Annotated in this window: 30 protein-coding genes and 1 pseudogene; 21 read left to right on the top strand and 10 right to left on the bottom strand. The window is 58.8% G+C overall.

The annotated features are described in order from the left end of the window. Positions 1–7: 7 nt before the first annotated feature. From J1G18_RS17715 to J1G18_RS17680, 8 genes are all read right to left on the bottom strand, one after another. Positions 8–2,020 carry a phage terminase large subunit family protein gene (locus J1G18_RS17715; RefSeq protein WP_316851785.1) on the bottom strand — a complete coding sequence of 671 codons (2,013 nt, stop codon included), beginning with the start codon at positions 2,018–2,020 and terminating at the stop codon, positions 8–10. Beyond that, positions 1,941–2,465 carry a terminase small subunit gene (locus J1G18_RS17710; RefSeq protein ID WP_223008164.1) on the bottom strand — a complete coding sequence of 175 codons (525 nt, stop codon included), beginning with the start codon at positions 2,463–2,465 and terminating at the stop codon, positions 1,941–1,943. Before J1G18_RS17710 ends, J1G18_RS17715 begins: the two co-directional genes overlap by 80 nt. A gap of 133 nt (positions 2,466–2,598) precedes the next feature. Beyond that, positions 2,599–2,937 carry a phage holin family protein gene (locus J1G18_RS17705; RefSeq protein WP_085701142.1) on the bottom strand — a complete coding sequence of 113 codons (339 nt, stop codon included), beginning with the start codon at positions 2,935–2,937 and terminating at the stop codon, positions 2,599–2,601. A 527-nt stretch (positions 2,938–3,464) separates the two neighbouring features. Further along, complete coding sequence (locus J1G18_RS17700) at positions 3,465–3,824, bottom strand: hypothetical protein (protein ID WP_223008163.1); 360 nt, start codon at positions 3,822–3,824, stop codon at positions 3,465–3,467. Further along, complete coding sequence (locus J1G18_RS17695) at positions 3,817–6,036, bottom strand: VapE domain-containing protein (protein ID WP_223008162.1); 2,220 nt, start codon at positions 6,034–6,036, stop codon at positions 3,817–3,819. The genes J1G18_RS17700 and J1G18_RS17695 overlap by 8 nt, the downstream gene beginning before the upstream one ends. After that, on the bottom strand, positions 6,026–6,253 hold the full coding sequence (locus J1G18_RS17690; RefSeq protein ID WP_223008161.1) for a TraR/DksA family transcriptional regulator: 228 nt from the start codon (positions 6,251–6,253) through the stop codon (positions 6,026–6,028). The genes J1G18_RS17695 and J1G18_RS17690 overlap by 11 nt, the downstream gene beginning before the upstream one ends. Beyond that, on the bottom strand, positions 6,246–6,764 hold the full coding sequence (locus tag J1G18_RS17685; RefSeq protein ID WP_223008160.1) for a phage regulatory CII family protein: 519 nt from the start codon (positions 6,762–6,764) through the stop codon (positions 6,246–6,248). The genes J1G18_RS17690 and J1G18_RS17685 overlap by 8 nt, the downstream gene beginning before the upstream one ends. A gap of 327 nt (positions 6,765–7,091) precedes the next feature. Continuing rightward, positions 7,092–7,316: a helix-turn-helix transcriptional regulator gene (locus J1G18_RS17680; protein ID WP_223008159.1), complete on the bottom strand. Its 225-nt coding sequence runs from the start codon at positions 7,314–7,316 to the stop codon at positions 7,092–7,094. 100 nt (positions 7,317–7,416) lie between these two features. Between J1G18_RS17680 and J1G18_RS17675 the strand changes: the two genes are divergently transcribed. The 10 genes from J1G18_RS17675 to J1G18_RS17635 all read left to right on the top strand — a co-directional run bounded on the left by J1G18_RS17675 (position 7,417) and on the right by J1G18_RS17635 (position 12,963). Beyond that, positions 7,417–8,142 carry an XRE family transcriptional regulator gene (locus J1G18_RS17675; RefSeq protein ID WP_223008158.1) on the top strand — a complete coding sequence of 242 codons (726 nt, stop codon included), beginning with the start codon at positions 7,417–7,419 and terminating at the stop codon, positions 8,140–8,142. An 83-nt stretch (positions 8,143–8,225) separates the two neighbouring features. Next, on the top strand, positions 8,226–8,402 hold the full coding sequence (locus tag J1G18_RS17670; RefSeq protein WP_223008157.1) for a hypothetical protein: 177 nt from the start codon (positions 8,226–8,228) through the stop codon (positions 8,400–8,402). After that, complete coding sequence (locus J1G18_RS17665) at positions 8,399–8,989, top strand: hypothetical protein (RefSeq protein ID WP_223008156.1); 591 nt, start codon at positions 8,399–8,401, stop codon at positions 8,987–8,989. Before J1G18_RS17670 ends, J1G18_RS17665 begins: the two co-directional genes overlap by 4 nt. Before the next feature lie 10 nt (positions 8,990–8,999). After that, positions 9,000–9,281, top strand: a complete 282-nt coding sequence (locus tag J1G18_RS17660; RefSeq protein ID WP_223008155.1) for a phage antirepressor KilAC domain-containing protein — start codon at positions 9,000–9,002, stop codon at positions 9,279–9,281. A 158-nt stretch (positions 9,282–9,439) separates the two neighbouring features. Further along, positions 9,440–9,757 (top strand): pyocin activator PrtN family protein, encoded by a 318-nt coding sequence (locus J1G18_RS17655; protein WP_223008154.1) that lies wholly within the window; start codon positions 9,440–9,442, stop codon positions 9,755–9,757. Positions 9,758–9,813: 56 nt separating this feature from the next. Next, complete coding sequence (locus tag J1G18_RS17650) at positions 9,814–10,233, top strand: hypothetical protein (RefSeq protein WP_223008153.1); 420 nt, start codon at positions 9,814–9,816, stop codon at positions 10,231–10,233. Next, positions 10,230–10,871 (top strand): hypothetical protein, encoded by a 642-nt coding sequence (locus tag J1G18_RS28265; RefSeq protein ID WP_316851784.1) that lies wholly within the window; start codon positions 10,230–10,232, stop codon positions 10,869–10,871. The genes J1G18_RS17650 and J1G18_RS28265 overlap by 4 nt, the downstream gene beginning before the upstream one ends. Then, a complete protein-coding gene (locus J1G18_RS17645) occupies positions 10,772–11,920 on the top strand; it encodes a tyrosine-type recombinase/integrase (RefSeq protein WP_316851786.1) in 1,149 nt (382 codons plus the stop codon). The genes J1G18_RS28265 and J1G18_RS17645 overlap by 100 nt, the downstream gene beginning before the upstream one ends. 22 nt (positions 11,921–11,942) lie before the next feature. After that, positions 11,943–12,488, top strand: coding sequence for a GTP cyclohydrolase I FolE (gene folE / locus J1G18_RS17640; protein ID WP_019826593.1), 546 nt, complete (start codon positions 11,943–11,945; stop codon positions 12,486–12,488). A 103-nt stretch (positions 12,489–12,591) separates the two neighbouring features. Then, positions 12,592–12,963: a glutathione S-transferase N-terminal domain-containing protein gene (locus J1G18_RS17635; RefSeq protein ID WP_223008151.1), complete on the top strand. Its 372-nt coding sequence runs from the start codon at positions 12,592–12,594 to the stop codon at positions 12,961–12,963. Positions 12,964–13,130: 167 nt separating this feature from the next. Here J1G18_RS17635 and J1G18_RS17630 read toward each other — a convergent pair whose 3' ends face one another. Then, positions 13,131–14,300, bottom strand: a complete 1,170-nt coding sequence (locus J1G18_RS17630) for a PLP-dependent aminotransferase family protein (protein WP_223008209.1) — start codon at positions 14,298–14,300, stop codon at positions 13,131–13,133. Between J1G18_RS17630 and J1G18_RS28055 the strand changes: the two are divergent. The 3 genes and pseudogenes from J1G18_RS28055 to J1G18_RS17620 all read left to right on the top strand — a co-directional run. Then, positions 14,288–14,476, top strand: a pseudogene (locus J1G18_RS28055) (MarR family transcriptional regulator); the annotation flags it as partial. The gene J1G18_RS17630 and the pseudogene J1G18_RS28055 sit on opposite strands and share 13 nt — an antisense overlap. Before the next feature lie 291 nt (positions 14,477–14,767). Beyond that, complete coding sequence (locus J1G18_RS17625) at positions 14,768–16,117, top strand: NCS2 family permease (protein WP_027613339.1); 1,350 nt, start codon at positions 14,768–14,770, stop codon at positions 16,115–16,117. Between the two features lie 90 nt (positions 16,118–16,207). Further along, positions 16,208–16,834: a LysE family translocator gene (locus J1G18_RS17620; protein WP_223008150.1), complete on the top strand. Its 627-nt coding sequence runs from the start codon at positions 16,208–16,210 to the stop codon at positions 16,832–16,834. A 192-nt stretch (positions 16,835–17,026) separates the two neighbouring features. Here the strand turns inward: J1G18_RS17620 and uraH are convergent, their stop codons facing one another. Then, a complete protein-coding gene (gene uraH, locus J1G18_RS17615) occupies positions 17,027–17,380 on the bottom strand; it encodes a hydroxyisourate hydrolase (protein ID WP_003223171.1) in 354 nt (117 codons plus the stop codon). Positions 17,381–17,801: 421 nt separating this feature from the next. Between uraH and puuE the strand changes: the two genes are divergently transcribed. The 8 genes from puuE (at position 17,802) to J1G18_RS17575 (ending at position 26,108) form a co-directional block, all read left to right on the top strand. Next, entirely contained in the window at positions 17,802–18,728 is a 927-nt protein-coding gene (puuE, locus tag J1G18_RS17610) for an allantoinase PuuE (RefSeq protein WP_096797017.1), read from the top strand. Beyond that, a complete protein-coding gene (uraD, locus tag J1G18_RS17605; protein WP_135295277.1) occupies positions 18,725–19,240 on the top strand; it encodes a 2-oxo-4-hydroxy-4-carboxy-5-ureidoimidazoline decarboxylase in 516 nt (171 codons plus the stop codon). The genes puuE and uraD overlap by 4 nt, the downstream gene beginning before the upstream one ends. Positions 19,241–19,328: 88 nt before the next feature. Further along, on the top strand, positions 19,329–20,324 hold the full coding sequence (alc, locus tag J1G18_RS17600) for an allantoicase (RefSeq protein WP_003223166.1): 996 nt from the start codon (positions 19,329–19,331) through the stop codon (positions 20,322–20,324). A gap of 117 nt (positions 20,325–20,441) precedes the next feature. Continuing rightward, positions 20,442–20,945 (top strand): ureidoglycolate lyase, encoded by a 504-nt coding sequence (locus J1G18_RS17595; RefSeq protein WP_041068829.1) that lies wholly within the window; start codon positions 20,442–20,444, stop codon positions 20,943–20,945. Between the two features lie 51 nt (positions 20,946–20,996). After that, entirely contained in the window at positions 20,997–22,310 is a 1,314-nt protein-coding gene (locus J1G18_RS17590) for a urate hydroxylase PuuD (protein ID WP_134785817.1), read from the top strand. Between the two features lie 337 nt (positions 22,311–22,647). After that, positions 22,648–24,006, top strand: coding sequence for a nucleobase:cation symporter-2 family protein (locus J1G18_RS17585; RefSeq protein WP_047292943.1), 1,359 nt, complete (start codon positions 22,648–22,650; stop codon positions 24,004–24,006). A 157-nt stretch (positions 24,007–24,163) separates the two neighbouring features. Next, positions 24,164–24,949, top strand: coding sequence for an outer membrane protein OmpK (locus J1G18_RS17580; RefSeq protein WP_098967918.1), 786 nt, complete (start codon positions 24,164–24,166; stop codon positions 24,947–24,949). 373 nt (positions 24,950–25,322) lie between these two features. Continuing rightward, positions 25,323–26,108: an outer membrane protein OmpK gene (locus J1G18_RS17575; protein WP_027613346.1), complete on the top strand. Its 786-nt coding sequence runs from the start codon at positions 25,323–25,325 to the stop codon at positions 26,106–26,108. Positions 26,109–26,153 lie beyond the last annotated feature (45 nt).

Raw genomic sequence — 26,153 nt, 5'->3', positions numbered from 1 at the left:
TGTTTTCCTAGTAGCCCGCGCGACTGCGGGTGCCCCGCCCACGAGCGACGGCTCGGCGCGGTACCGGTGCGACCGGTTGTTCGCTGGTGAACAGAGTTGGCTGTAGCTGTTGCTGCTCCAACTGGTCCCATTCGTGATCGCGCAGCAGATGGGTTTTTAAACTGCGCGCCGCATGCAAGGCGTACACCTCGCAGTCGAGCGCTTCGTTGCGCCGTCCGGCCTTTTTCTGCCAAACCATCTTGCTTGGGTTGCGCGGGTGCGGCGCCAGCACTTCGTTGGTGAGCTGCTCGTAGTAGTCCGTGCGGATCTCACTGTACCAGTGCATTCGGCCAGGCCCTGCGCCTTTCAGCCGAAGTCGGCCGTCGATCAGAGTCTTAGCCTTGTGGGTGCCGACGATGAAGACTCGCAGGCCGTACTTAGCGGCCTTGGTGTTGTCCTGCGAGGTGTCTACCGATTGCGAGGGCTTGGTGAAAATCTCCTTGTCAGCACTGTCCTTGGAAGCACCCTTGATCGCCATGACGTTGTAGCGCTGACGATCCCTCACGTATGTGTACACCGCATCGCTGGTGTTGCCGTCGGAGCTGTCGATGCTTACTGCCGACACCGCCAGTTGGGCGCCGCCCTCGGTGGGAATCGGCCGGGAGATCATCCGGTCCAGCTCCTGCCAGACAGCATCATGCGGATCGATGGGGTTGCCATGAAGCTCACCCCAATACAGCCGCCATGACTCTTCACCACGCCCCCACCCGGTGATAACCAGTGCCAGGCGGTCACCTTGCACGTCGACACCCACGGTGACCAACAACACACCTTTGGGCGCTGTCAGTTCAGCGTAGGGCTCGGCGCGTTTCTCCAGTTCATCGGTCTTCGGCGCGTCACTCTGATACTCGTAACTTTCACCTTTGTTGCTGTTGACGAAGGCGATCATCGGGCCAATGTTGCCTTTTGACGCTTCGTGTTCCGCGCTGAGTTGTTTCTTCATCAACTCTTCAAAGCGCGATCCCCAAAACGTTGCATAAAGCTCATTGAGGATGTAGCCAGCAACCCCACGAAACTCAGCCGTGGCCGACCAACGCCCGTACTTGAGGTTGGCGTTTTTCTGGTTATCGTCCCAGATCGCACCACAGTGTGGGCAGGAGTAAAACGCTTTCTCCGGCCGCTTCTTGCCGTATACCTCGTGCAGGTACTCCGGATCTTCGTCGCAGTGCAAGTTGTCGAAGCTGAGTGCATGTTCTTGCCCGCACTCGTGACACGGCACCAAGCCAACACGCTTGTCAGATAGCTCCAACTCTGCGTCGATGGCTGAAAGTCCCTTGATGGTGGGCGTACCGCCGATGATGATCTTCGAGCGCCGGAAGGTTTTGAGTCGCTCTTTCGCCAGCTTGATGCTGTCACCTTGGCCGCGCAGGTTGAGGTTGCAGTCATCAGGCTCCTCAATGGCCACTCGAGGCACCGGCGTGGATTTCACGCTGGCCGGACTGTTGGAGCCGACCATCTTCAGAAAGCCGCCGGGGAAGCGTTTGAAGTCCTGACGCTGCTGCAGCTTGCGACTACGCAAGTCGACTTTTTTGCGCAGGCGTGGCGTGGCCTCAATCATCGGTTCGAGTTTTTCACCGACGTACTGCTTGGCGGCTTCAGCCTTGGGGAATAGCACCAGGATCGGCGACGGATCGATGTCGATCCATTTGCCCAGTGCGTTGCCTAATACGCCGGATGTCCAGGCCACTTGCGCGGATTTGCGGCCAACGATCTCGCTAACCGCCGGATCGTCCAGCGCCTCCAGCGGCCCGCCCGGCCAGGTTAGGTGCGGTGTCACGTCAAACCGATACTTACCAGGACGAGCAGCCTCTTCCGGCGCGAGCCAGCGGTACTTTTCCGCCCACTCGATAATGCTCATTCGCGGCGGTGGCGCCCACTTGCGGCAAGCGCTGCGCAGCGCCTTAGTCGCCGTCTTCTTTAAAGCCCTCCGGATCGTCCGGTTCGTCAAAATCTCCATCTGACGAGGCATCATCCACGTCATAGTCAGACAGCCTCCTCAATATGGCTTCGATGGGATCCCGAATGAGTTGCTCGTCAACCTCCACGCCATAGCGTGCCGAGAGATCAGCGGCCAAATCGTCTGGGAGTGAATTGAGTAGTTCTACTTTGGCGGCGATGATCATGGCCTCGAACCGCTCTATCAGCTCTTTAGCGATGACAACTTCGCCCAGGTCTTTGGCCAGTGCCAGCTCTTCGCGGTCGGCACGGTTACGGTCAAGCCGGTCGCGGGAGGATTCTTTCTTTCCGTTGAGCGAGGCCTGCTGCATCAGCCACTGGATCACGGCTTCGGTGTCGTACTGGTTTTCCTTGCCCCGCCCGATGCCGAACTCCATTACGGGCATGCCGTCGTTCTGCCAACGGGTCAGGGTGCGTTCATCACGGCCGACGATCTCGCTTAAGTCGGCCTTGCTAACTGTCCTGCCCATATCTAACCCTTTGAAAAGACGGACATCACTGCAAAATTCTCAGCTGCAGAGATCCCGCGAGTTCGCTAACCCGTGTAGGGGGCGGCCCTCTGGGAGGACCCGGAAAAATACCGCCCCCCACCCGGCCAGCGACCTAGCTGCGGTCGGTCGATGCCGACTCTGAAACGCCCAGCCGCTTGGCAGCCCAGCGTTCGTACAACCCGATGGCCACATCGGCACCGGCCATTGCCGTCAGGCAACCCAAGGCGCCCGCCGTCCAGATCGTCATGCCGGCTGCGATCATCAGCATCATCGCCGACACCCCGCAGACAATGCAGGCACCAGACCGAAGCGCGAGGCGGCGCAACAACGCCCAGCCCCGCGCCCCATCCTTGTCGGCCCGCCACATCTCCCCCGATACGCCGCCGACCAGGGCCAGGACGATCACTAACCAGATCGGCATCTCTGCCAGCGCTTGTTGCTCGTTTGTCATCGCCAACCCCTAAACGCAAAAACCCGGCGCAATGGCCGGGTTTGGTGGTGTGGTGCCTGCCGCTCTCTGCGGTCGCACCTATCGAAGATGACTACTTTTTACAGGTCGATTCCGGTGGCAGCAACCCCGGTTTAATGCCACCCAGTGAATAAGTGGTCAATGTGGGGTGAACGTCTAGCGAATGTGGGCGAATAACTCACCCCGGCATTCTGTTGTTTCGGCGGCGTCCCATACGTCCCACCTTTCAAAATCGAAGTGGGACGCCTGAGAGCGCCTAAATTCGGGGCTTCGCCCCACCGTCCTACCTATTTCTCTCTCTTCTCGTGTAAAGGAAGAAATCTAAGAACACGCTTGCGCGTGAAGCGCGCGTACATTGTGCCTGCTACGCATATACGGGCGGGTGACGTTGCAAGGTGGGACGGTGGGACAACCCTGTAAAGACAAGGCCCGCCCCTGTCCCACTACGCCAAAACATAGTGGGACAAGGCGGACCGGTAGGACAACAACTGCCGGAGTCAGGCCTGGGGTCAAGCAGCCACCCCCATTAACATGCCCCAGATAACCAGATGGGCGTCATGCAGACGCTGGTAGTACGTGTCACGGCCGCAACCGCAGTGTGCGTAGCGCAAGCGCATATCCACATCGAGCGTGCAGTAATGCTCCCGCACAACCTTCACCAGCTCGGGAGCCAAGTGCTTTGTCACGATCAGCTCGATGTCGAGAGAACCCTCCAGCGGTGCACGAAAGGCCCGCCTTCCACGGATCAACTGCCCATTACTCTCCATCATCATGGCAACCATGTTTCCCCCAGCGAGCCCTCCTTTCGAATGTTCGGAATGCAGCTCCTGAGCCCAAAGCTTCAGCAACGAATCGATCTCCTTAATCATCGAAGCAAGGCTCCTCGAAAGCAGGTTGCTCCAAAGCTGGCGCCCTGCCCCAATCCGCAGGTTTCTTGTAGCCCCACAATCGTTGCCGGCTCTTGGTCATCGCCCCGAGCCGGTAACGTCGCCAGCCCAATCGATGCAGGATCGCCCCGACCCGCATCTGCTCCGGCTTACCCCAATGCCCTGGGTCGAGCTTGAGTGCCTGCGTCAACACCTCACTGCCGGTGGTGGTCTCACCGATCTGCGACTCTTCCAACCAGGTCAAAATTGGCGTTTCCCATTCGTCCACTACGAATCGCTCCTCCTGCTCCTCGCCGAACATCGCCGCTTCATCCAGCGTCACCCACCAGAGATCGCCCGCGTCGTAACAGAACACTGCCTCAGCCCACAGTTGCTCGCGAATAGAGCGCAACAGCTCCAAATCAACCTTGGTACACGCCACCGGCCAATAACGGCGGTTACCGGTCGCATCCTTCAGGTACTCATCTTGGTTCGTCGTACCCACGAACACGCACTGACGCGGCACGTCCATCGTGCGACGGCCGTAACTCTCACGGTAGGTATCGGTGGACGCCGAGAAAAACTGCTTGGCCTTGGTACTCTCGGCCTTGTTGAAACTGTCCAGCTCGCCCAGCTCAACGATCCACTTGCCCCGGATCGCCTGAAAGCCGTCCTTGTCGCCCAGGGCGAACGGCGTATCCATGAACCACTCACCGCCGAGAATGCTCATCGCCGTCGACTTACCGGCGCCCTGCGCACCCTCAAGAATCATCACCGAGTCAGCCTTGCAGCCCGGCTTCATCACCCGCGCCACGGCCGACAACATCCAGCGCTTGCCGACCTTGCTCGAGTAATCGGTGGCCTTCACGCCCATGACATCCGTGAGCCAGCTTTCCAAGCGCGGCACGCGATCCCACTCAAGCTTGCGCAGGTACTGCCGCACCGGATGAAACGCATGGTCATGCGCAACCACACTCACCGCCTCGATCACATGCGACGCCTTCACCCGCAAGTTGTACTGCTGCGCGAGCCACTTCATCACCCGCACATCATCGATGTCCGCCCAATCGCCCGTGCCGCCGCCATACGGTGCAGCACGCAGCTTCACGATCTTCGAACTGAACGCGCTGTAACTGATCACCCCGGCCCAACGTTCATCGTTGGCCAAGATCAACTCGACGTTCTGCATGTGCGCGATCAACGCCCCGCTCTCGCTTCGAGCCAGCATGTCTTTCCAGCCACCAGCGGCCGGCGGTTTGACCACCGCCAGCACCTGACGGCGCACAGCCTCCAAACCTTCGGCAACATGCAAGTCGTTGAAGTCGGTCCACTTGACCTCACGCTCGCCGGAGAAAATCGGCGCAACCACCTGGCCACCGACGATCAGCGCCGCGTTGTTGGCCTTCTCTTCACCAGGGTTCCACGCATCGCCATTCGGTTTAGTGGTCTTCCAGTCGTCATCACGGCAGATGATCAGCGGGCAACCAGCGAAACGCTCGCGCATCGCCTTGCACACCACCAGCAAGTTGCCTGCGTCAAACGCGATGGCCACGGTCAGCGACGTCGCCATATGCAGGCTTGCGCCCGTGGCATAGCCCTCACACACCAGCACCGGTTCGCCCGGATCAGGATGCGGACCGATCAGGTGAAAAGCGCCCTCCTTCGACATCCCGTAGGGCCAATACGACTTGTCCCGACCGGTCTCTTCCTGCTTGGTTGGAAACACCACCTGCAGGCCGATAATCTCGTCACGCACGTTGCACATAGGCACCAGAAACGCACCCGTGCGCGGCGCATACCGAACACCGAAACCGACGATCTGCTTACGATCCAGATAGTCGCTTCGGCCCTTCTCCGGCATACGCTTGAAAATGCCCGCCGCTCGCTTCGCCGCACGACGTGCAGCACTCGCCGATATCTCGGCGGCGCGGCGTTTGGCTTCCTCCTGCCGAGCGCGCATGACCTCACGCTCTTCCGGCGACGTCCGCCCGGCCTTGACCTTGATCTTCTGCGACTCACCCGAACGCCAGTCACCGAACGCGCCGAAAATAAGCGTCTCGCCCTTCTCGGTGTGATGCTCATGGGCGATGTACCAGCCATTTTTTTCCTTGCCCTTGTCCTGTGCCGTCTTGCACCGGGTCAGCTTACCAAACACCAGTGGCAGCGCAGGCTCAAGGCCGTAATCCGCGAATTGCCCCAACACTTCATCGAGCATGGTGTGCCCCCTTCAGCTCGGCGAGAGACAGACAACCCACGCACTGCGTGCAGCCGGGCTGCGCCAAACGACGTGCCTCAGGGATCGGGTCATCGCACGTTTCGCAGAACAGAAACGAATGCGCCACCAAGCCAGGCTTGGTGGCGTTGCGTGCAGCGAGCGCTTGATCGATGCGTTCTTGCACCAGGTCATTAGCAAAGTCAGCGATATCAGCCACGATCAACACCCCGCGTCGTCTGGTTGACATACGTGGCGCGGTTGAACAACCCCAACAGCCCCTGAATCCCACGAAACACCTGCAGGCGAATCGCGGCCAGTTCCTCATCAGTAACGACACCGTCACCGATGCTCTTGGCCCAGATGTCTGCCAGATCCGCCACCTTGCGGAAGTATTCCGCGATGCCGGTAGTCAACGTCTCGGGCATGTCATTGGTATACGCCTCGGCCAGCTCCTGCCAGATCGTGTCACCGACCAACGCATGTACTGCATCCAGAATGCGGCGATCCTTGGTCAGCTCCAGAATCTCGCCGAACTCTTGAATGTTCACCGTGTGGCTGGGGTGGGTTGGGGAAAGCTTATGCTGCAGCGTGGTCGCATTCCGGCCGGTGGTGGCGGCGATGGCGGCGGCACCACCGGGGTAGTCCCGTGCGGCATGGTAAAGCGCAAGATCAAGCGGCAGGACTTCCCGCTGCGCCCGGTCTAGAGAGCTCAGAATGATACGGCTCATGGCATTAATCCTTGAATGTTGCCAGTGCCGCACGACAGGGAGTGGTGATACATTTGTCGTGTGGCTTGATAGGCCCAAACGCCGGCGAGGTTGCTAAGACCAACACCGGCACCGTGCCGAGGCGAACAATCCGTTGTTCACCCCCGGCGCAACAGCTGCCAGCTCTGTGGTGGAAATGGCAGCAACACCAAGGCTTCCGAGCCTTGGAAAACGCGAAAGGTGTGGGCGGTTTTGCATTTGGTTTGCCCGCCAACCCCAATCGCGGCCCGACAGCGCTGTGGTGGTGCGTGTCGGGAGGAACTGGGCGACCCTTGGGTCGCCTTTTTTCTAAGCTACTTTCTTGAAATCCATCTCTGGCGGAAAAACATCATCAAGCGAGCATTTAATTCCGAGTTGATTCAAAGCAGCCGTAATTGCACGAGACTCTGCAAGTCCGGCTACACGGCGTCCGGACTCATAATTACTAACCCGTGTCTGCGTCCAGCCCAGAATCGAAACCAAATCACGCTGCTTGATACCCGCCTTCTCTCGATGGTCAGCAATCCTGTTCATAAAGATCTCCTGTAACTGAAGCGCAGAATAAACACGTATCGTGATTTTTACAACACGCAAAGTGCGATAAATTTATTTCAATGCGTGGTAAAAAAGACAAATGAACACACTCGGCTCACGCATCAAATCACTCAGAAAAGCCCAAGGTCTGAGCCAGAAGGATCTGGCACTTGCCTGTGGCTGGGAATCACAGTCTCGTATCGGTAACTATGAGAAGGATCAACGCCAGCCCAACCTTCAGGATCTAGGGAAAATTGCTGCTGCCCTGAAAACGCCACTGGCAGAACTGGTCAAAGATGTCGAGGGACCATTACCTCATTTATCTGGTGATGCGCATGGAAACATTTTCGACATCAGATACCCCCCTCGGCTCAAGAGCAGCCTGAGCGAAGGATTAACATCAGCAGGACGAGCGAAAACAGGGAGTGTTCCGGTGATTGGAACCGCACAGCTAGGCAATGAAGGATATTTTGAGGCGCTTGATTTTCCTCCAGGCCACGGTGATGGTTACTTGAGCATCCACAGCGATGACCCTGATGCCTATGGACTAAAGGTTACCGGCGACAGCATGCTTCCCAGGATAAAAAATGGTGAGTACGTGCTGATCGAACCCAACAAGAGCTACTTCAGCGGCGATGAGGTAGTGGTCAGAACCGCAGAAGGCCGAACGATGATCAAGGAATTCATTTACCTGAGAGATGGGATGTACCGCTTGGACAGCGTAAATGCTGAACATCCGCCAATCCATATCGCCGCGAGCGACGTGATTGAGATTCACTTAGTCGGCGGCATCCTAAAGTCATCACGTTTTTTGCACGCAACGTGACAAAATAATCACATATCGTGTTGACTTAAAAAACACACTGCGTGATATTTGTCTCACTCTTTCACCACAGAGCGAGGCAAACCATGCAAACCTGCGCAACCCTCCACGTCCATCCGGCGTGCGTCAGCAATAAAAAGATGATCGAGCAGCTGCAGTCAGCCACCGGCTACCTGGTCATCATTCATAAAAGCAAACCCAGGCTGATTGCCAAATCCCAGCCCCTCCCTTTCGATCCGAATGACGGAGGGCACGCGGCATGACCAAGTACAAGATCGACAACCGCACCCTGCAGTTGCTCAACGCCCAGGTCAACCTGACCGAGACCTTCAACCATGTCCTGCGAACAGCACCTAAGCGTGAATGCCTGGCATTCCGACTCAAGGCTGAACGCGGCACAGTGAAAAGCACTTTTGTCGTCGAGCTGGGCTGCGAACGCCACACGCTGACCTTGCAGAATGACAAGAAGATGCACCTCAAGCTGGCCGACTTCATTGAGGAGGTCGCCAACGGACCGCTTGACCCGAGCAGTACCAGCGACCTAACTCATCTCCCGCACGCCAGCCGGGAGTACGGTCGGTTTGAGGTGCAAGACAAGCAGCGAGTGTTTGAACTTGTGCGTAACGGCGGAGTGTTGAGCCTCGACATGGGGCTCGATCTCCCCCTGCACGTTGCCATTCATCGCACCAATACGCGACGAGGTGTGACCGTCATCCTAAGTGTTGGCAACAAAAGGCCGAATACCCGCTGCTTCACCGTGGGCGGCACCGATATCGAAATCTACGGCAATGTCACTGAGTCCATTATCCATCTGGCGGCAGCCGCGACACCTGCCGCACATGCGGCATGAGGTGGATAACATGGAACGCACACTCGCCCAAACTGCCGCTCATCTCGGCCTGACCCGACCAAAGCTCATCGCCCTCATGCGGGAGAGAGACCTGCTTAAGGGAAACCTGCCGGCCTACCCCAACCGCGACAAAGAGTATCTGCGGGTCAAGGACAGTACCTGGTACGACGAGAAGTACGGACTGCAATACAGCCAGTCGACCCGTGTCCAGCAGGCCGGCATCCACTGGCTGGCTGAACAACTCGACATCGACCTACCCTCCATCCCGGCAGACCGCCGTGACGTGGCCTAGGGAATACGCCCGACAGATTATCGCCATGCGGACTCGAGAGGAGCGCAATGCCGCGCTCCTTGAAGTGCCCGAGCATCTGCGGGAGCTGACGAAACGGCACTGCCTGAACGCCTGGAACCATCCGGCAAGAAAACAACGCAAGGAGGCCACACAAAGCAATGAGTAACGCAGCCCAAGCCCTACTACGGCTACGTCCTGCCCCTGAGTCCACCACCATCGAGCTGCTTTACCGCACCTTCGGTGACGTGTTGATTCCGCTGGAGACGGTGCGCGAGAAATATTTCCGCAACCTCAACGAGCAAAAGTTCGTGTCGGAAATCAACAGCGGCCGGATCCAGCTTCCGATCACCACGCTGGATTCAAGCCGGAAAGCGCCCAAATACGCACACATTCGGCATGTCGCATCACTCATCGACATTCGAGCCTACCAAGCCGACGAAGACATGCATTCTCAGCAGGATGAGCCAACCGAGTAACCCACCACCAAATGGACTGCCACCACCAGTCCGCAACTGAACCAGGAGCAAACCAAATGACTGCAATTCAGATCTGCGCACTCATAGTCCTGATCACCCTGGCCGGGCTACTGGTCTGGGCCGGCTACTTCATGGGCCACAGCGACGGAGTGTCCGCCGGCATGGAAGAAAGCGACGACATCCAGCGCGCCGAAAGCGCCAAGACCATTCGCGAGTTAAGGGCTTCGCTCGACTTCATCAGGGCCGACCACGCCCACCTAGCCCAATTCAGCAAACACCTTCAGCAAGCGCTTGCACTCGGCGAACCTGAACGCCAAACGCTGCTCGACATCGCAGACAAGCTCCGGATCGCCGCCGAGACATTCGCCGCCTTCCGCACGAGCAAAAAACTCGAACGCGAGACCAGATTCCTGCGCGACCAAGCGCTGGCCATGACAGACCTTCTTCAGGTTGCAAAGGAGGGAGAGGCGGCATGAACGGCACACTCTCCTACTTCGGACCGACTCATTATCGGATCTCAGAGCAAGGCGGCGAGCAATCTCGCGTACGAGCACGATTATCGACCGCGTTGCTCTGCGACAGCACGCGCGTCGACACCCAAGAAATAAAAAGTCTCTGCTGCGCAGCAGCAGGCATTAGTGCTTTTCCTCAAGCCGTTACCGAGGCACTTCCCCCCCAAGAAAAGCTGCGCCGGGCAGCGACACCTAATGCAACGCTGACCGCTCAGCAACTCTCGCCCGCGCAGCTTGTTGAGGGGTATACGCCCGCTGATGACGATGCCGACTCATCGCTTCCGACCTATCACTTGGACAAGATTCCAGAAGACAAGATGGCCGAATTGGTTGGTACCACCCGCCGGGCGTTACAAGGTAAGCGCGCCAGAGGCGTTATCCCAAAAGGTGTTTGGAACACCATCGACAGCCGCATTTACTACAGCATCAGGAGATACGAGGCATGGCTAGAAAGCCAATGGGATTGCCCACCGGAGTTGAATTTGCTGGACAGTCCGTCCGCATTCGCTTCACCTGGAACGGGCAACGCCGTTGCGAAACCCTCCCCTATCCCCAAACGCCGAAGGGGATTAAGGCTGCCGCCGACTTACGCGCTAACGTAACCAGCCTGATCAGGCACGGCGTGCTGGATGATCAGCGCTATGCCGAACTGTTCCCCAACTCCACCTATGCCAACTACTCGGCGACTCCCCGTTTCGGGGAGTACGCCCAGGAGTGGCTCAACAGTCGCGAGATCGTGGCCGGGACACGCAAGAACTACCTCGGCTCCCTCAATCTGTATTGGATGCCATATCTGGCGATGCTGCCTATCGACAGCATCACATCGGTGATGCTGCGCAAGGTGGTAGCCAATACCGAATGGCCGACACCGGGCGTGAAGCGTGCGGCGATCCAGCGTCTGACCACGGTGTTCGGTACCGCGGTAAAAGACGGTCTGATCAACCGTAACCCCGTGGAGTCCATTGAGCTGCCGGTGAAGGCCAAGAAACCCATCGATCCCTTCACCGTGGATGAGGCCAACCAGATTATCGATCACCTATATAAGACGCTGACCCATTCGATGCGGATCTACGCGGCGTACTTCGAGTTCGCGTTTTACACCGGCATGCGCCCCAGCGAAATCGCGGCACTGCGCTGGGAAGAGGTCGACAAGGAAAAGCGACTGGTCAACGTGTGTCGGATCGTCGCGGATTACAAGATCGAGGAGCGCACAAAAACCCGGAACGTACGCCAGGTCATGCTCAACAGCCGAGCGCTGCACGCCCTTGAACAAGCCGAGCTGGAGGCGCAACAACGCGCTTTGCAGAGCCGCCGCAAACGCGCCGAATCGCCCTATGTATTCCCGCCAACCAAGAACTTCGAGTTCATTCAACAATCGAGTGTGACCGACAAACACTTCCAGGCTGCACTGACCGAATTGGGGATTCGCGCCCGCCGGCAATACAACTGCCGACATACTTACGCTACCATGTGCCTCATGGCGGGTATGAACCCTGCGTTTATTGCCACTCAGCTCGGTCATAGCGTTCAGATGTTGCTATCGACCTACGCCCGATGGATCAACTCCAGCACCGACTGGGGTGAACTCGGAAAGCTCGAAAACAGCTTGATTGGTACAAAATTGGTACAGACAGAAACAGTACCCCTCTGAAACCCTTATGGAATCAGCCTCTGTGACACTGGAACAGAACTACACCGCGATTCTCGGCCAACTGGGCGAGGACGTGTCCCGCGAGGGCCTGCTCGACACGCCAAAGCGTGCCGCCAAAGCCATGCAGTACCTCTGCCGCGGTTATGAACAGACGCTCGAAGAGGTCACCAATGGTGCCCTGTTCAGCTCCGACAACAGCGAAATGGTGCTGGTCAAGGACATCGAGCTGTACTCGTTGTGCGAACACCACCTGCTGCCGTTCATCGGTAAGGCGCACGTTGCGTACATCCCGAGCGGCAAAGTGCTGGGCCTGTCGAAGGTCGCGCGGATCGTCGACATGTACGCCCGCCGCCTGCAGATCCAGGAAAACCTCAGCCGGCAGATCGCCGATGCGGTGATGCAAGTCACCGGTGCGCTGGGCGTGGCCGTGGTGATCGAGGCCAAGCACATGTGCATGATGATGCGCGGTGTCGAGAAACAGAATTCGTCGATGATCACTTCGGTGATGCTCGGTGAGTTCCGCGAAAACGCGGCGACTCGCAGCGAGTTCCTCAGCCTGATCAAGTAATCGGCTGCAGAAAAAAACCGGCGTTGATCGCCGGTTTTTTTTCGTCCGCGAAAAATCGGGTAAGCTGCGCGCCCTTCTCTCTTTGCACCGTGAGGCTTTCAACGTGTTCGTAAAAGCGCTTCGTGTCGGCCTTGGCCAACTGATCATCTTCATTGACTTCATCACCCGCCCGGGCAAGAAACAACGCCCCGCCGAAGTACAGGCGCAAGTCAACGCCGCCGCCAAAGGCCTGACCCTGTATCAGTTCCACGCCTGCCCGTTCTGCGTGAAAACCCGTCGTACGCTGCGTCGCCTGAATGTGCCGGTCGCACTGATGGACGCGAAGAACAATGAACAGGATCGCCAGACCCTGCTGGACCAGGGCGGCAAGATCAAGGTGCCGTGCCTGCGCATTGAAGAGAATGGGCAGACCACGTGGATGTATGAGTCCAAGGTGATCATTGATTATCTGGATAAGCGGTTTGCGGCGGTCTGATGATTATGTGGTGGGTTGATTGACGCCTTCGCGAGCAAGCCCGCTCCCACAGGTTTTGTGAACGCCACAGCCCATTGTGGGAGCGGGCTTGCTCGCGAAGAGGCCCTCCCAGCCAACGCAAATCCCAGACAAAAATAAACCGGCCCTAGAGCCGGTTTATTCGTTTTTCAGGCCGCTTGATCTATCTGCGCCTGCCTCAATACCGTCGCCAATCGTTTAAGCCCTTCATCCAGTCGCGCCGGATCGATGTGACTGAAATTCAAACGCAGGTGCCCGAGGTTTTTATCCGGTTCGGGAAAGAACGGCTCGCCCGGCATGAACGCCACGTCACCGGCCAGCGCTTCGTTGAGCAAGGTTCGCGTATCCAGCGGTTGCTTGAGCGTCAGCCAGAAAAACAACCCGCCCTGCGGCATGTTCCAGTTCGCCAGATCGGAAAAGTGCGTTTCCAGCGCTGACTGGAAAGCATCGCGGCGCTGCCGGTAGAAACCGCGCAGTTCGCTCAGGTGCTGCTGATATTTTTCCGTGCCGATCCATTGCAGTGCCTGCCACTGGCCGATGCGGTTAGTGTGCAGATCTGCCGATTGCTTGAGTTTGAGCAAATGCGGGAACAGGTCCGGGCTGGCGATCAGGTAGCCGACGCGCAAACCCGGCAGCAAGGTTTTCGACACGGTGCCGGTGTAGATCCAGCTGGCTTTCTGCAAACGCCCGGCAATCGGTTTGGCGCTGCCGCCATCGAACGTCAATTCGCGGTACGGCTCGTCTTCGATCAGGGTCACGCCGAATTCATCGAGCAATGCGGCGACGGCGGCGCGCTTGGCTTCGCTGTAGCGCACGGCGGAGGGGTTCTGGAACGTCGGGATCAGGTAGATGAACGCCGGGCGATGTTGCTCAAGTCGACTGCGCAGTTGGGCCAGATTCGGGCCATCGGCCTCTTGCGGCACGGTCAGGCAATCGGCGCCGAACAGCTGGAAGATCTGCAACGCAGCCAGGTAGGTCGGCGCTTCCAGCAGGATTTCGGTGCCTTTGTCGATGTACAACTTGGCTGCCAGATCCAGGGTCTGCTGGGAACCGCTGACCACCAGCACCTGACTCGCCGTGCACTCCAGCCCCAACGCTCGCGCCTGCGCCGCCAGCGCTTCACGCAGCGCCGGCTCGCCTTCGCTCATGCCGTACTGACCCAGCGCCAGCGGCATCTCGGACCATTCGACTTTCGGCAGCATGGCTTCGGCGGGAAGGCCACCGGCGAACGACATCACCTCCGGGCGCTGGGCGGCGGCGAGGATTTCACGGATCAGAGAACTTTTAAGGCGCGAAACACGTTCGGGCGTCGGAGGCAGACAAGCGTAAGCGGCTGCTGGAGCTGACTGCTGAAGGTGAGAAGTTTGAGCAGGCGTTGCGGCGTGAGCAGGTGAAGTTGCTCGAGCGGGTGTTTGCCGAGGCTGGGGAGGCGGCGGTGAATGGGTGGTTGGCGGTGAATATGGCGCTTGGGAGCACTCAGTCACATCTCGATTGACTGGGCTGGCCTCTTCGGGAGCAAGCCCCCTCCCACAGTGGAACGCATTTCAAATGTTGGAGCGAGCTTGCTCGCGAAGGGGCACGCAAGGGCGATATATCCCTATCGCCTGACCTTTCGTAAACAAAACAAAAAACAATATTTGCTTTATTTGTACACAAAAGCATAATCCACTGCGTGCGAGTTCCTGACCGCATGGTCAACAAATTCGCGTATGCCTCAAAGGGCTGCTGCCACCCCTCATGGGTCCGGCCCTGGAAATAACAATAAAACTCTTGAGGAGTACTCGCTGTGGAAAGCCGCAAATCCGAAGCATCGACGCTGGAACTCTCGCCGCCCTTACGCACAGGCGTGCTGGAGCGCATCTTCAAACTCAGCTTGCATGGCACCACGGTGAAGACCGAGCTGATTGCCGGTCTGACAACCTTCATCACCATGGCTTACATCATCTTCGTCAACCCGAACATCATGGCCGATGCCGGGATCGATCACGGTGCAGCCTTCGTCGCCACCTGCATCGCCGCCGCGCTCGGCTGCCTGCTGATGGGCCTGTACGCCAACTGGCCGGTGGGCCTGGCACCGGGCATGGGCCTCAACGCCTTCTTCACTTACACCGTGGTCGGCACCATGGGCTACAACTGGGAAACCGCGCTTGGTGCGGTGTTCGTTTCCGGTGTGTTGTTCATGATTCTGACCTTCTCGCGGATTCGCGAATGGCTGCTCAACAGCATCCCGGTCAGCCTGCGCTTTGCGATGGGCGCTGGCGTCGGCCTGTTCCTCGGGCTGATTGGTCTGAAAACCGCCGGTATCGTCGTCGACAGCCCGGCTACCCTGATCAAACTCGGCTCCCTGCGTGAACCCGGCCCGCTGCTGGCGGCGATCTGCTTCCTGATGATCGCGATCCTCAGCTACCACAAAGTCTTCGGCGCGATCCTCATCAGCATCATCACCGTGACCCTGGCCGGTTGGGGCCTGGGCATCGTGCACTACGAAGGGATCATGTCGACCCCGCCAAGCCTGGCACCGACCTTCATGGCAATGAACGTCGCGGGCGTGTTCAACGTCAGCATGATCAGCGTGGTCCTGGCTTTCCTCTTCGTGCACATGTTCGACACCGCCGGCACCCTGATGGGTGTGGCCCAGCGCGCCAATCTGGTCAACGCAGACGGACGTATCGAAAACCTTTCCCGAGCGATGAAAGCCGACAGCGCCTCCAGCGTCTTCGGTGCGGTGGTCGGCGTTCCGCCCGTCACCAGCTATGTGGAAAGTGCCGCAGGTGTAGCGGCTGGTGGTCGGACTGGTCTTACCGCAGTCACCGTGGGTGTGCTATTTATAGCGGCGATGTTTTTCGCACCGCTGGCCGGGATGATTCCGGCTTACGCCACTGCTGGTGCGCTGATTTATGTCGCGATGCTGATGATGGGCGGCATGGCCCACATCGAATGGGATGAAGCTACTGACGCCATTCCGGCAATCGTCACAGCGATCATGATGCCGCTGACCTTCTCGGTCGCCGACGGCATTGCGCTGGGCTTCATCACCTACGTGGCGTTGAAGGCCGGTACCGGCAAGTACAAGGAAATTTCCGTCAGCCTGTGGGTGCTCTGCGCGATCTTTATCGCCAAGTTCATCTTCTTGTAAGCGTCACGCGGTTCAAGCGTCAAACCAGCCTCACCCTCGCGGGTGGGGCTTTTGCACATTCTTGAGTACAACAAAAAAAGGAGCAAAGTGATGAGTCTGGAAACCTGGCTGCTGTTCAGCGGCGCTGCACTGGTGGTGATCCTGATTCCGGGGCCGCTGTCATTGCTGATGATCAGCAACAGTCTGAACTACGGCTTGCGCCGCTCTTACCCGGCATTTCTCGGCGGCGTGATCGCTTCGATCTGCCTGCTCAGTGCGTCGGCGCTGGGGCTGGGCGCCCTGCTGCTGGCCTCGGAACAACTGTTCAGCGCCCTGAAAATCGTCGGCGCGCTGTACCTGTTCTACCTCGCCTGGCAGAGCTGGCAGCAATCGCGTCAGCCAGCGGTAGGCGCCGAAGTACCGCAAGCCGCGCCGGTGCCGCGTTTCCGCACACTGTTCGGCCGCGCGTTTGTCTTGGGCGCGAGCAATCCGAAGGACATTCTGTTTTTCGCCGCGTTTCTGCCGCAGTTCCTTAGCGCGGAGCAGCCTTTCCTGCCGCAGTTGCTGATCATGATTGCAACCTGGACGGTGCTCGACCTGTGCTGCAAGCTGGCTTACGGGTTGGGCGCGCATGGTGCGGCGCGTTATCTGCGCAGCGGCAAGGGGCAGAGCTGGTTCAACCGGGTGAGTGCCGGATTGTTCAGTGGTGCCGGTGCTGCATCGCTGTTGAGCCGCTGACAGCAAAAGCTTCGCGAGCAAGCCCGCTCCCACATTTGGAATGCATTCCCTTGTGGGAGCGGGCTTGCTCGCGAAGGCGTCAGACCAGACAGCACTTTCCTCCAAGCGAAAAAAAGCCCGCAGTGTGAGCGGGCGAAAGACCAAAGAAGCTATATGCGCAGTCGCTTCCCGGTGGGGGCAGCTGCTTGGGGGTCAGCTGCCCCGATAGGTGGAATAGCTGTAAGGCGAGATCAGCAGGGGTACGTGGTAATGATCCTGCTCGGCGGAGATGCCGAAACGCAGCACCACCACGTCGAGGAACGCCGGCTCCGGCAGTTGCACGCCACGGGCGCGGTAGTAATCGCCGGCGTGGAACTGCACCTGATAGACCCCGGTGCGGTAGTCATCGCCTTGCAGCAGCGGCGCATCGACCCGGCCATCGCTGTTGGTTATCGCACTGGCGACCAATTCCAGGTGCGAACCTTCAACGCGGTACAGCTCGACCTTGATCGAGCTGCCCGGGCAACCGTGTGCAGCGTCCAAAACGTGTGTTGTCAAACGTCCCATTGATTCTGCGCGCCTGGCCGCAAAGAGCAGTCAGACTTCGCGCCTCCCGAAGTCAGGTAAAAAGGAGACCGCACCGATTCGGAGCACGAAAAGTTGCGGCGAGCGACTGATTAAGACACTTTTCAAAAAAATTGTACACAATAAAAACGACATTTTTCGCATCACCCCCGCCATTCGGGTGTTTACCCTTGATATGCCCCCCAAGTGCCTGGCTATTGAACCTGCGATCCATTAGCTGACTGATCAGGCAGGTTTCTTGCAGGTTTACGCCATTAGCAGCAAAAGATGACAGTCGGTGAAAAATGCGAAAATTCAGGCTTACAAATTGCGAATAAAGTTGTATACAATCAGCCCATCGCTGTGACGCCAGCCTGTGCAGGCCGTTACACAAACCTGTCAACGAATAAGAAGGAAGACTGCAGTGAGCGCTGACTACCCACGCGACCTGATCGGTTACGGCAGTAACCCTCCTCACCCACACTGGCCGGGCAACGCGCGCATCGCCCTGTCCTTCGTGCTCAATTACGAAGAAGGCGGCGAGCGCAACATTCTGCACGGCGACAAAGAATCCGAAGCCTTCCTCTCGGAAATGGTCGCTGCCCAGCCGCTACAAGGCGCGCGCAATATGAGCATGGAATCGCTTTACGAGTATGGCAGCCGCGCCGGCGTCTGGCGGATCCTCAAGCTGTTCAAGGAATTCGACATTCCCCTGACCATCTTCGCCGTGGCCATGGCTGCCCAGCGCCACCCGGACGTGATCCGCGCGATGGTTGAAGCCGGTCACGAGATCTGCAGCCACGGCTACCGCTGGATCGACTACCAGTACATGGACGAGGCGCAGGAGCGCGAGCACATGCTCGAAGCGATCCGCATCCTCACCGAACTCACCGGCGAACGCCCACTGGGCTGGTACACCGGCCGCACCGGCCCGAATACCCGGCGCCTGGTGATGGAAGAAGGCGGTTTCCTCTACGACTGCGACACCTACGACGACGACCTGCCCTACTGGGAACCGAACAACCCGACCGGCAAACCGCACCTGGTGATCCCGTACACCCTCGACACCAACGACATGCGCTTCACCCAGGTGCAGGGTTTCAACAAGGGCGACGATTTCTTCGAATACCTCAAAGACGCGTTCGACGTACTGTACGCCGAGGGCGCCGAAGCGCCGAAGATGCTTTCGATCGGTCTGCACTGCCGGTTGATCGGCCGTCCGGCGCGTCTGGCCTCGCTCAAGCGCTTCATCGAATACGCCAAAAGTCATGAACAGGTGTGGTTCAGCCGTCGCGTCGACATCGCGCGTCACTGGCACGAAACCCACCCGTACCAAGGGGCCGCCCAATGAGCCGCTTTCAAACCCTGCAACCGTCGAGCCTGAGCCGCGACGCTTTCGTCAAAGCCTTCGCCGACATCTACGAACATTCGCCATGGGTAGCCGAAAAGGCCTACGACCTGGGAGCGGACGCCTCGATCGACGAGATCGAAACCCTGCACCAGCGCATGAGCGACATCCTGTTGAGCGCCGATCACACCAGTCAACTGGCACTGATCAACGCTCACCCGGACCTGGCCGGCAAAGCTGCCGTCCAGGGCCAACTGACCGAAGCCAGCACCAATGAACAGGCGGGCGCCGGTATTCACCAATGCACGGCCGAAGAGTTTCAGCGCTTCACCGAGCTGAACGACGCCTACAAGGCCAAGTTCAAGTTTCCCTTCATCATGGCGGTAAAAGGCAGCAACCGGCATCAGATCCTCGCGGCGTTCGAAACGCGCATTCACAACTCGGTCGACACCGAATTCAAATGCGCGCTGGCGGAGATCAACAAGATCGCCCTGTTCCGTTTACTGACTCTCTAGCGAAGCCTGGCCCGAGTGCATCAAACGCGGAGAGCACCCAGGGCCTTGCAAGCATCCCCAGCCAACTTATTAAAGGCAGACAAGAAGAATGAAAGCTTACGCCGTACCTTTCGAGAAGTTCGTCAACCTGGCCGATGCCCGTCTGGGCACCAAAATCATCTCGGTCACCGATGACTGGTTCGCAGACGCCAATCGTCTGTTTCAGCCGACCCCGGCCGTGTGGAAGGAGGGGGTGTTCGACGACAACGGCAAGTGGATGGACGGCTGGGAATCGCGTCGCAAGCGCTTTGAAGGCTACGACAGCGCGGTGATCCGCCTGGGCGTACCGGGTTCGATCAAAGGCGTGGACATCGACACCTCATTCTTCACCGGCAACTTCCCGCCATCGGCCTCGCTGGAAGCGTGCTTCCTGGCCTCGGGCGAGCCGGACGAAAACACCCAGTGGACTGAAGTGCTGTCGGCCGTCGAGCTGCAAGGCAACAGCCACCACTACCACGAAATCAGCAATGACCAAGCGTTCAGCCACTTGCGCTTCAACATCTACCCGGACGGCGGTGTCGCCCGTCTGCGCGTGTACGGCATTCCGTTCCGCGACTGGTCCGCTGTTGGCGACAACGAACAGGTTGACCTGGCAGCAGCCCTCAACGGTGGCCGCGCCCTCGCCTGCTCCGACGAACACTTCGGTCGCATGAGCAACATTCTCAACCCGGGCCGTGGCATCAACATGGGCGACGGCTGGGAAACCGCACGTCGTCGCACCCCGGGCAATGACTGGGTGATCGTCGCGCTGGGCCATCCGGGCGAGATCGAAAAAATCATCGTCGACACCCTGCACTTCAAGGGCAACTACCCGGACACCTGCTCGATCCAGGGCGCGTTCGTCAAGGGCGGCACCGACAGCCAGATCGAAACCCAGTCGCTGTTCTGGCGTGAACTGCTGCCGAGCCAGAAGCTGGAAATGCACGCCGAACACACCTTCGTCGAGCAGATCAAGGCACTGGGCCCGATCACCCACATCCGTCTGAACGTGTTCCCGGATGGTGGTGTGAGCCGCCTGCGCGTTCTCGGCAAGGTAGCGAAGTAAGCGGCGCGACCATTCGCGAGCAAGCTCGCTCCCACATTGATCGCAATTCCTGTGGGAGCGAGCTTGCTCGCGAAAGCGTCAGATCAAACAACACAGAATTCGGATAAGAAGAACAGCATGCGCACACTACAGATTGAACCGCTGACCAAAGAAGCCTTCGCCCCCTTCGGTGACGTGATCGAAACCGACGGCAGCGACCACTTCATGATCAACAACGGTTCGACCATGCGCTTCCACAAACTGGCGACGGTCGAAACCGCTACGCCTGAGGACAACGCGATCATCAGCATCTTCCGCGCCGACGCGCAGGACATGCCGCTGACCGTGAGCATGCTGGAACGCCATCCGCTGGGCAGCCAGGCTTTCATTCCGCTGCTCGGCAACCCCTTTCTGATCGTGGTCGCGCCACTTGGCGATGTACCTGTATCAGGCTTGGTCCGCGCCTTCGTCACCAACGGCAGGCAGGGCATCAATTACCATCGCGGCGTCTGGCACCACCCGGTGCTGACGATCGAAAAGCGGGATGACTTCCTGGTGGTTGATCGCAGTGGCACAGGCAATAACTGCGATGAGCATTTTTTCAAAGAGGATGAGCGTTTGATCCTCGCCCCCCACCAATAAGAGAAGGTCTGATCACCCGACAACAAGGGTGACAGGCGAGAGGTAAAGACTGTGGAAGCACATCTGTTGGAATGGCTGAACCTGAGCGTGCGCTGGGTTCACATGATCACTGGCGTGGCCTGGATCGGCGCGTCGTTCTACTTCGTCTGGCTGGAGAACAACCTCAACCGCGTCAACCCGAAAACCGGTCTGGCCGGTGATCTGTGGGCGATCCACGGCGGCGGTATCTATCACCTGGAAAAATACAAACTGGCTCCGCCGTCGATGCCGGAGAACCTGCACTGGTTCAAATGGGAAGCCTACTTCACCTGGATGTCGGGGATCGCGCTGCTGTGCGTGGTGTTCTACTCCAACCCCGTGCTCTACCTCGTGGCACCCGGCAGCGGCCTGACCGGCCCTGAAGGCGTGGCCATCGGCATCGGTTCGCTGATCGCCGGCTGGTTCATCTACGACTTCCTCTGCGATTCGGCCCTTGGCAAGAAACCCGCCCTGCTCGGCTTCATCCTGTTCGTGCTGATCATTGGCGCGGCGTATGGCTTCAGCAAGGTGTTCAGCGGTCGCGGTGCATACCTGCACGTCGGCGCGATCATCGGCACCATCATGGTCGGCAACGTGTTCCGCATCATCATGCCGGCACAGCGTGCACTGGTCGCAGCGATCGCCGAGAACCGTACACCGGACCCGGCGCTGCCGGCCAAAGGCCTGCTGCGGTCGCGTCACAACAACTACTTCACCCTGCCGGTGCTGTTCATCATGATCAGCAACCACTTCCCGAGCACCTACGGCAGCCAGTACAACTGGTTGATTCTGGCCGGGATCGCGGTGTTGGCGGTGTTGGTGCGTCACTACTTCAACACCCGTCACGACAGCCACAAGTTTGCCTGGACCCTGCCCGTGGCAGCGGTGGGCATGATCACCCTGGCGTACGTCACCGGCCCTGCGCCGATGCCGACCGCACCGGACGTGGCCAAGGCACCCGCGAAAATCGAGTACCAACCGCTGCCGGAAACGGCACTGGGCGGTGGCGCGAAACCGGCTGAAACGGCGGCACCTGCAGCGCCAGCAGCCCCTGCAGCAGCACCGGCGCAAGCGTCCAACGCAGGCCCTGCGTTCGACAAGGTGCACAACGTGATCCAGGAACGCTGCGCGGTCTGCCATTCGGCCAAACCGACCAGCCCGTTGTTCAGCGCGGCGCCCGCCGGTGTGATGTTCGACACCCCCGAGCAGATCCGCCAGAACGCGGCGCGGATCCAGGCGCAAGCCATCACCACGCAGATCATGCCACTGGGCAACATCACGCAGATGACCCAGCAGGAACGTGACCTGATCGGTGCATGGATCGCCCAGGGAGCCCAGACCAACTGAGCCAGACAAAAGCCTGTGTAAAAGCAGGCTTTTGTGGTGATGGGATTTACTTGTGCTTGAGGATCTACCTGTGGTGAGGGGATTTATCCCCGATCGGCGGCGCAGCCGTCGCAATACCTGTAATTGCCATCTGCCTGATGTATTGCGATTGCAGGTTTTTGGGGCTACTTCGTAGCCCATCGGGGATAAATCCCCTCGCCACAATAAATCTCCTCATAACAAATGGTTTCCTCACCACAACAAGCTTTTTGCCACATATATGAATGATGCAAAAGGACAGCTGTGAGCCACCCGGCAGCTGTTCAATCACAAGAATAAAAAAGATCCGAGGTGTTGCATGTCCGAGCTGTCCAAAGCGCGCATCCCCGACGCACCCGCCATTCAGCGTTTGCCCCTTTTGCAACTGATCCTGGTCGGTTTGCAACATGTTCTGCTGATGTACGGCGGTGCCATCGCGGTGCCGTTGATCATCGGACAGGCCGCTGGCCTGAGTCGTGAAGAAATTGCCTTCCTGATCAACGCCGACCTGCTGGTCGCCGGTATCGCCACCATCGTCCAGTCGCTCGGCATCGGCCCGATGGGCATCCGCATGCCGGTGATGATGGGCGCCAGTTTCGCCGCCGTCGGCAGCATGGTCGCCATGGCCGGCATGCCCGGTATCGGTCTGCAAGGGATCTTCGGTGCAACCATCGCCGCCGGGTTCTTCGGCATGCTCATCGCGCCGTTCATGTCCAAGGTCGTGCGTTTCTTCCCGCCGCTAGTGACCGGCACAGTCATCACCTCGATCGGTTTGTCGCTGTTCCCCGTGGCCGTGAACTGGGCCGGTGGCGGTGCCGCCGCGGCGCAATTCGGCTCACCGATTTATCTGGCCATCGCCGCTCTGGTACTGGCGACCATTCTGCTGATCCACCGCTTCATGCGCGGCTTCTGGGTCAATATTTCCGTGCTGATCGGCATGTGCCTGGGCTACGTGCTCTGCGGCGCCATCGGCATGGTCGACCTGAGCGGCATGGCCAACGCGCCGTGGGTTCAGTTCGTCACCCCGCTGCACTTCGGCATGCCGAAATTCGAACTGGCGCCGATCCTGTCGATGTGTCTGGTGGTGGTGATCATTTTCGTCGAGTCCACCGGGATGTTCCTTGCGCTGGGCAAGATCACCGGTCAGGAAGTCTGCCCGCGGATGCTGCGTCGCGGCCTGCTGTGCGATGCCGGCGCCTCGTTCGTTGCCGGGTTCTTCAACACCTTCACCCACTCCTCGTTCGCGCAGAACATCGGTCTGGTGCAGATGACCGGCGTGCGCTGCCGCTCGGTGACCATCGTCGCCGGTGGTCTGCTGATCGTGCTCAGCCTGCTGCCGAAAGCCGCATTCCTGGTGGCGTCGATTCCGCCGGCGGTGTTGGGCGGTGCGGCGATCGCGATGTTCGGCATGGTTGCTGCCACCGGGATCAAGATCCTGCAAGAAGCCGACATCGGTGACCGGCGTAATCAACTGCTGGTGGCGGTGAGCATCGGCATGGGCCTGATCCCGGTGGTGCGTCCGGAGTTCTTCGCGCATCTGCCGCTGTGGATGAGCCCGATCACCCACAGTGGCATCGCCATGGCCACGCTCAGCGCGCTGACGTTGAATCTGCTGTTCAACATCCTCGGCGGCGCCGAACGCGCAGCGATCAACGACTGCCACGCACATCAGCATTAACAGCAACCGATTTAACCCTGTAGGAGTGAGCCTGCTCGCGATAGCGGTATGACATTCAACACTTGAGTTGACTGAAAGAACGCCATCGCGAGCAGGCTCACTCCTACAAAGGGAAACAGCTCTGCGCCTTAAAAATAAAAACAAGAGGGAGCAACCGATGATTCGCACGCAAACCAGCGTTCTGTTGAGTGGCGGCCTGCTGGCCGCGAGTCAGGCCATGGCCGGCGATTTACTGCTGTGGCAGACCAACAGCCTGAGCTACCTGTACGGCAAGAACTTCGCGATCAACCCGTCGATCCAGCAGACGGTGACGTTCGAGCACGCCGACAAGTGGAAGTACGGCGACAACTTCCTGTTCGTCGACAAGATCTTCTACAACGGTCAGGAAGACCGCAACAAAGGCCCGCACACCTTCTACGGCGAATTCACCCCGCGCTTCTCGTTCGGCAAGATCTTCGACCAGAAAATCGAGTTTGGCCCGATCAAGGACGTCCTGCTGGCGATGACCTACGAGTACGGCGAAGGCGATAGCGAGGCCTACCTGATCGGCCCCGGCTTCGACCTCAAGGTGCCCGGCTTCAACTACGTGACCCTGAACATCTTCCGTCGCCACACCGAAGGCCCGCGCCCCGGCGACGGCGTCTGGCAGATCACCCCGGGCTGGTCGTACAGCGTGCCGCTGGGCAATTCCGACCTGTTGATCGACGGCTATCTGGACTGGGTCGTCGACAACGACCAGAACTCGCGCGGCACCTACCACGCCAACCTGCACATCAATCCGCAGATCAAATACGACCTCGGCAAAGCCCTCGGCTGGAGCCACAAGCAGCTGTATGTCGGCACCGAATACAGCTACTGGAAGAACAAATACGGCGTCGAAAGCAGCCACAACCTCGACACCAACCAGAACACCGCCAGCCTGCTGGTGAAGGTGCACTTCTGAGATGGCCCGCAACCGTGCCCCATACCTGTCGTCGGTGCTCTGTTGCGGGGCACTTGAGAGCTGGCCGAGGAGTCAGTATTCTCCGCGGCCTCTTGAATTCGGTCTAAAAAAAAGCCCGGATTTAATTCCTGACCGACAAGCCAACTTATCCCGGCCCCGGTCAGTACCGAGGCATCCCGAAAACACGCGCAATCGACTGTTTTTCAGCAGCCGAACGGGCGTTTTTTTGCTTTTCGAAAGCGTTGGCCCAGCTCTTGCTATCACCAGCGAAGCTGACCGATCGGATGACTTTTGCAGCGACGAAAAAAGGCGCCACACCAGAGCGCCGATCTTAAAAAAATAAACGTGGAACACCTACTTTGGGAGCAACCGAATGAAACGTATGTGCACCAGCCTGATGCTCGCGGGATCGATGCTGGCCGGCGGCGAGGCCATGGCCGACGGCCTGCTGCAATGGCAGAACAACAGCCTGACCTACCTCTACGGCAAAGACTTCAAGGTCAACCCGGCGATCCAGCAGACCGTCACCTTCGAGCACGCCGATGCCTGGAAGTACGGGGACAACTTCCTGTTCGTCGACAAGATCTTCTACAACGGCAAGCCGGATGGCGGCGTCGGCAACAACACTTACTATGGCGAATTCAGCCCACGACTGTCGCTGGGCAAGATCCTCGACCAGAAGATCGAATTCGGTCCAGTCAAGGATGTGCTGCTGGCGATGACTTACGAGTTCGGTGAAGGCGACGTCGAGTCGTACCTGATCGGCCCGGGTTTTGACCTGGCGATTCCAGGCTTCGACTACTTCCAGCTGAACTTCTACCAGCGCCACACCGAAGGCTCGCGCGCCGGTGACAACGTCTGGCAGATCACCCCGGTCTGGTCCTACACCATTCCGGTTGGCGACTCGAACATCCTGATCGACGGTTTCATGGACTGGGTGGTCGACAACGACGTCAACAGCAAAGGCGAATACCACGCCAACCTGCACTTCAACCCACAGGTCAAATACGACCTGGGCAAGGCGCTGAATTTCGGCGAGAAGCAGCTGTACGTCGGTGTTGAATACGACTACTGGAAAGACAAGTACGGGATCGACGACACCCGTGCGTTCACCACCAATCAGAACGTGACCAGCTTCCTGGTGAAGTTCCACTTCTGATCCTGGTATCAGTGGCGTCTGCAAGGACGCCTTCGCGAGCAAGCC

It is taken from the genome of Pseudomonas sp. MIS38, assembly GCF_019891575.1.
Lineage (GTDB): Bacteria > Pseudomonadota > Gammaproteobacteria > Pseudomonadales > Pseudomonadaceae > Aquipseudomonas > Aquipseudomonas putida_A.
This window is presented reverse-complemented; position numbering and strand designations above follow the sequence as displayed.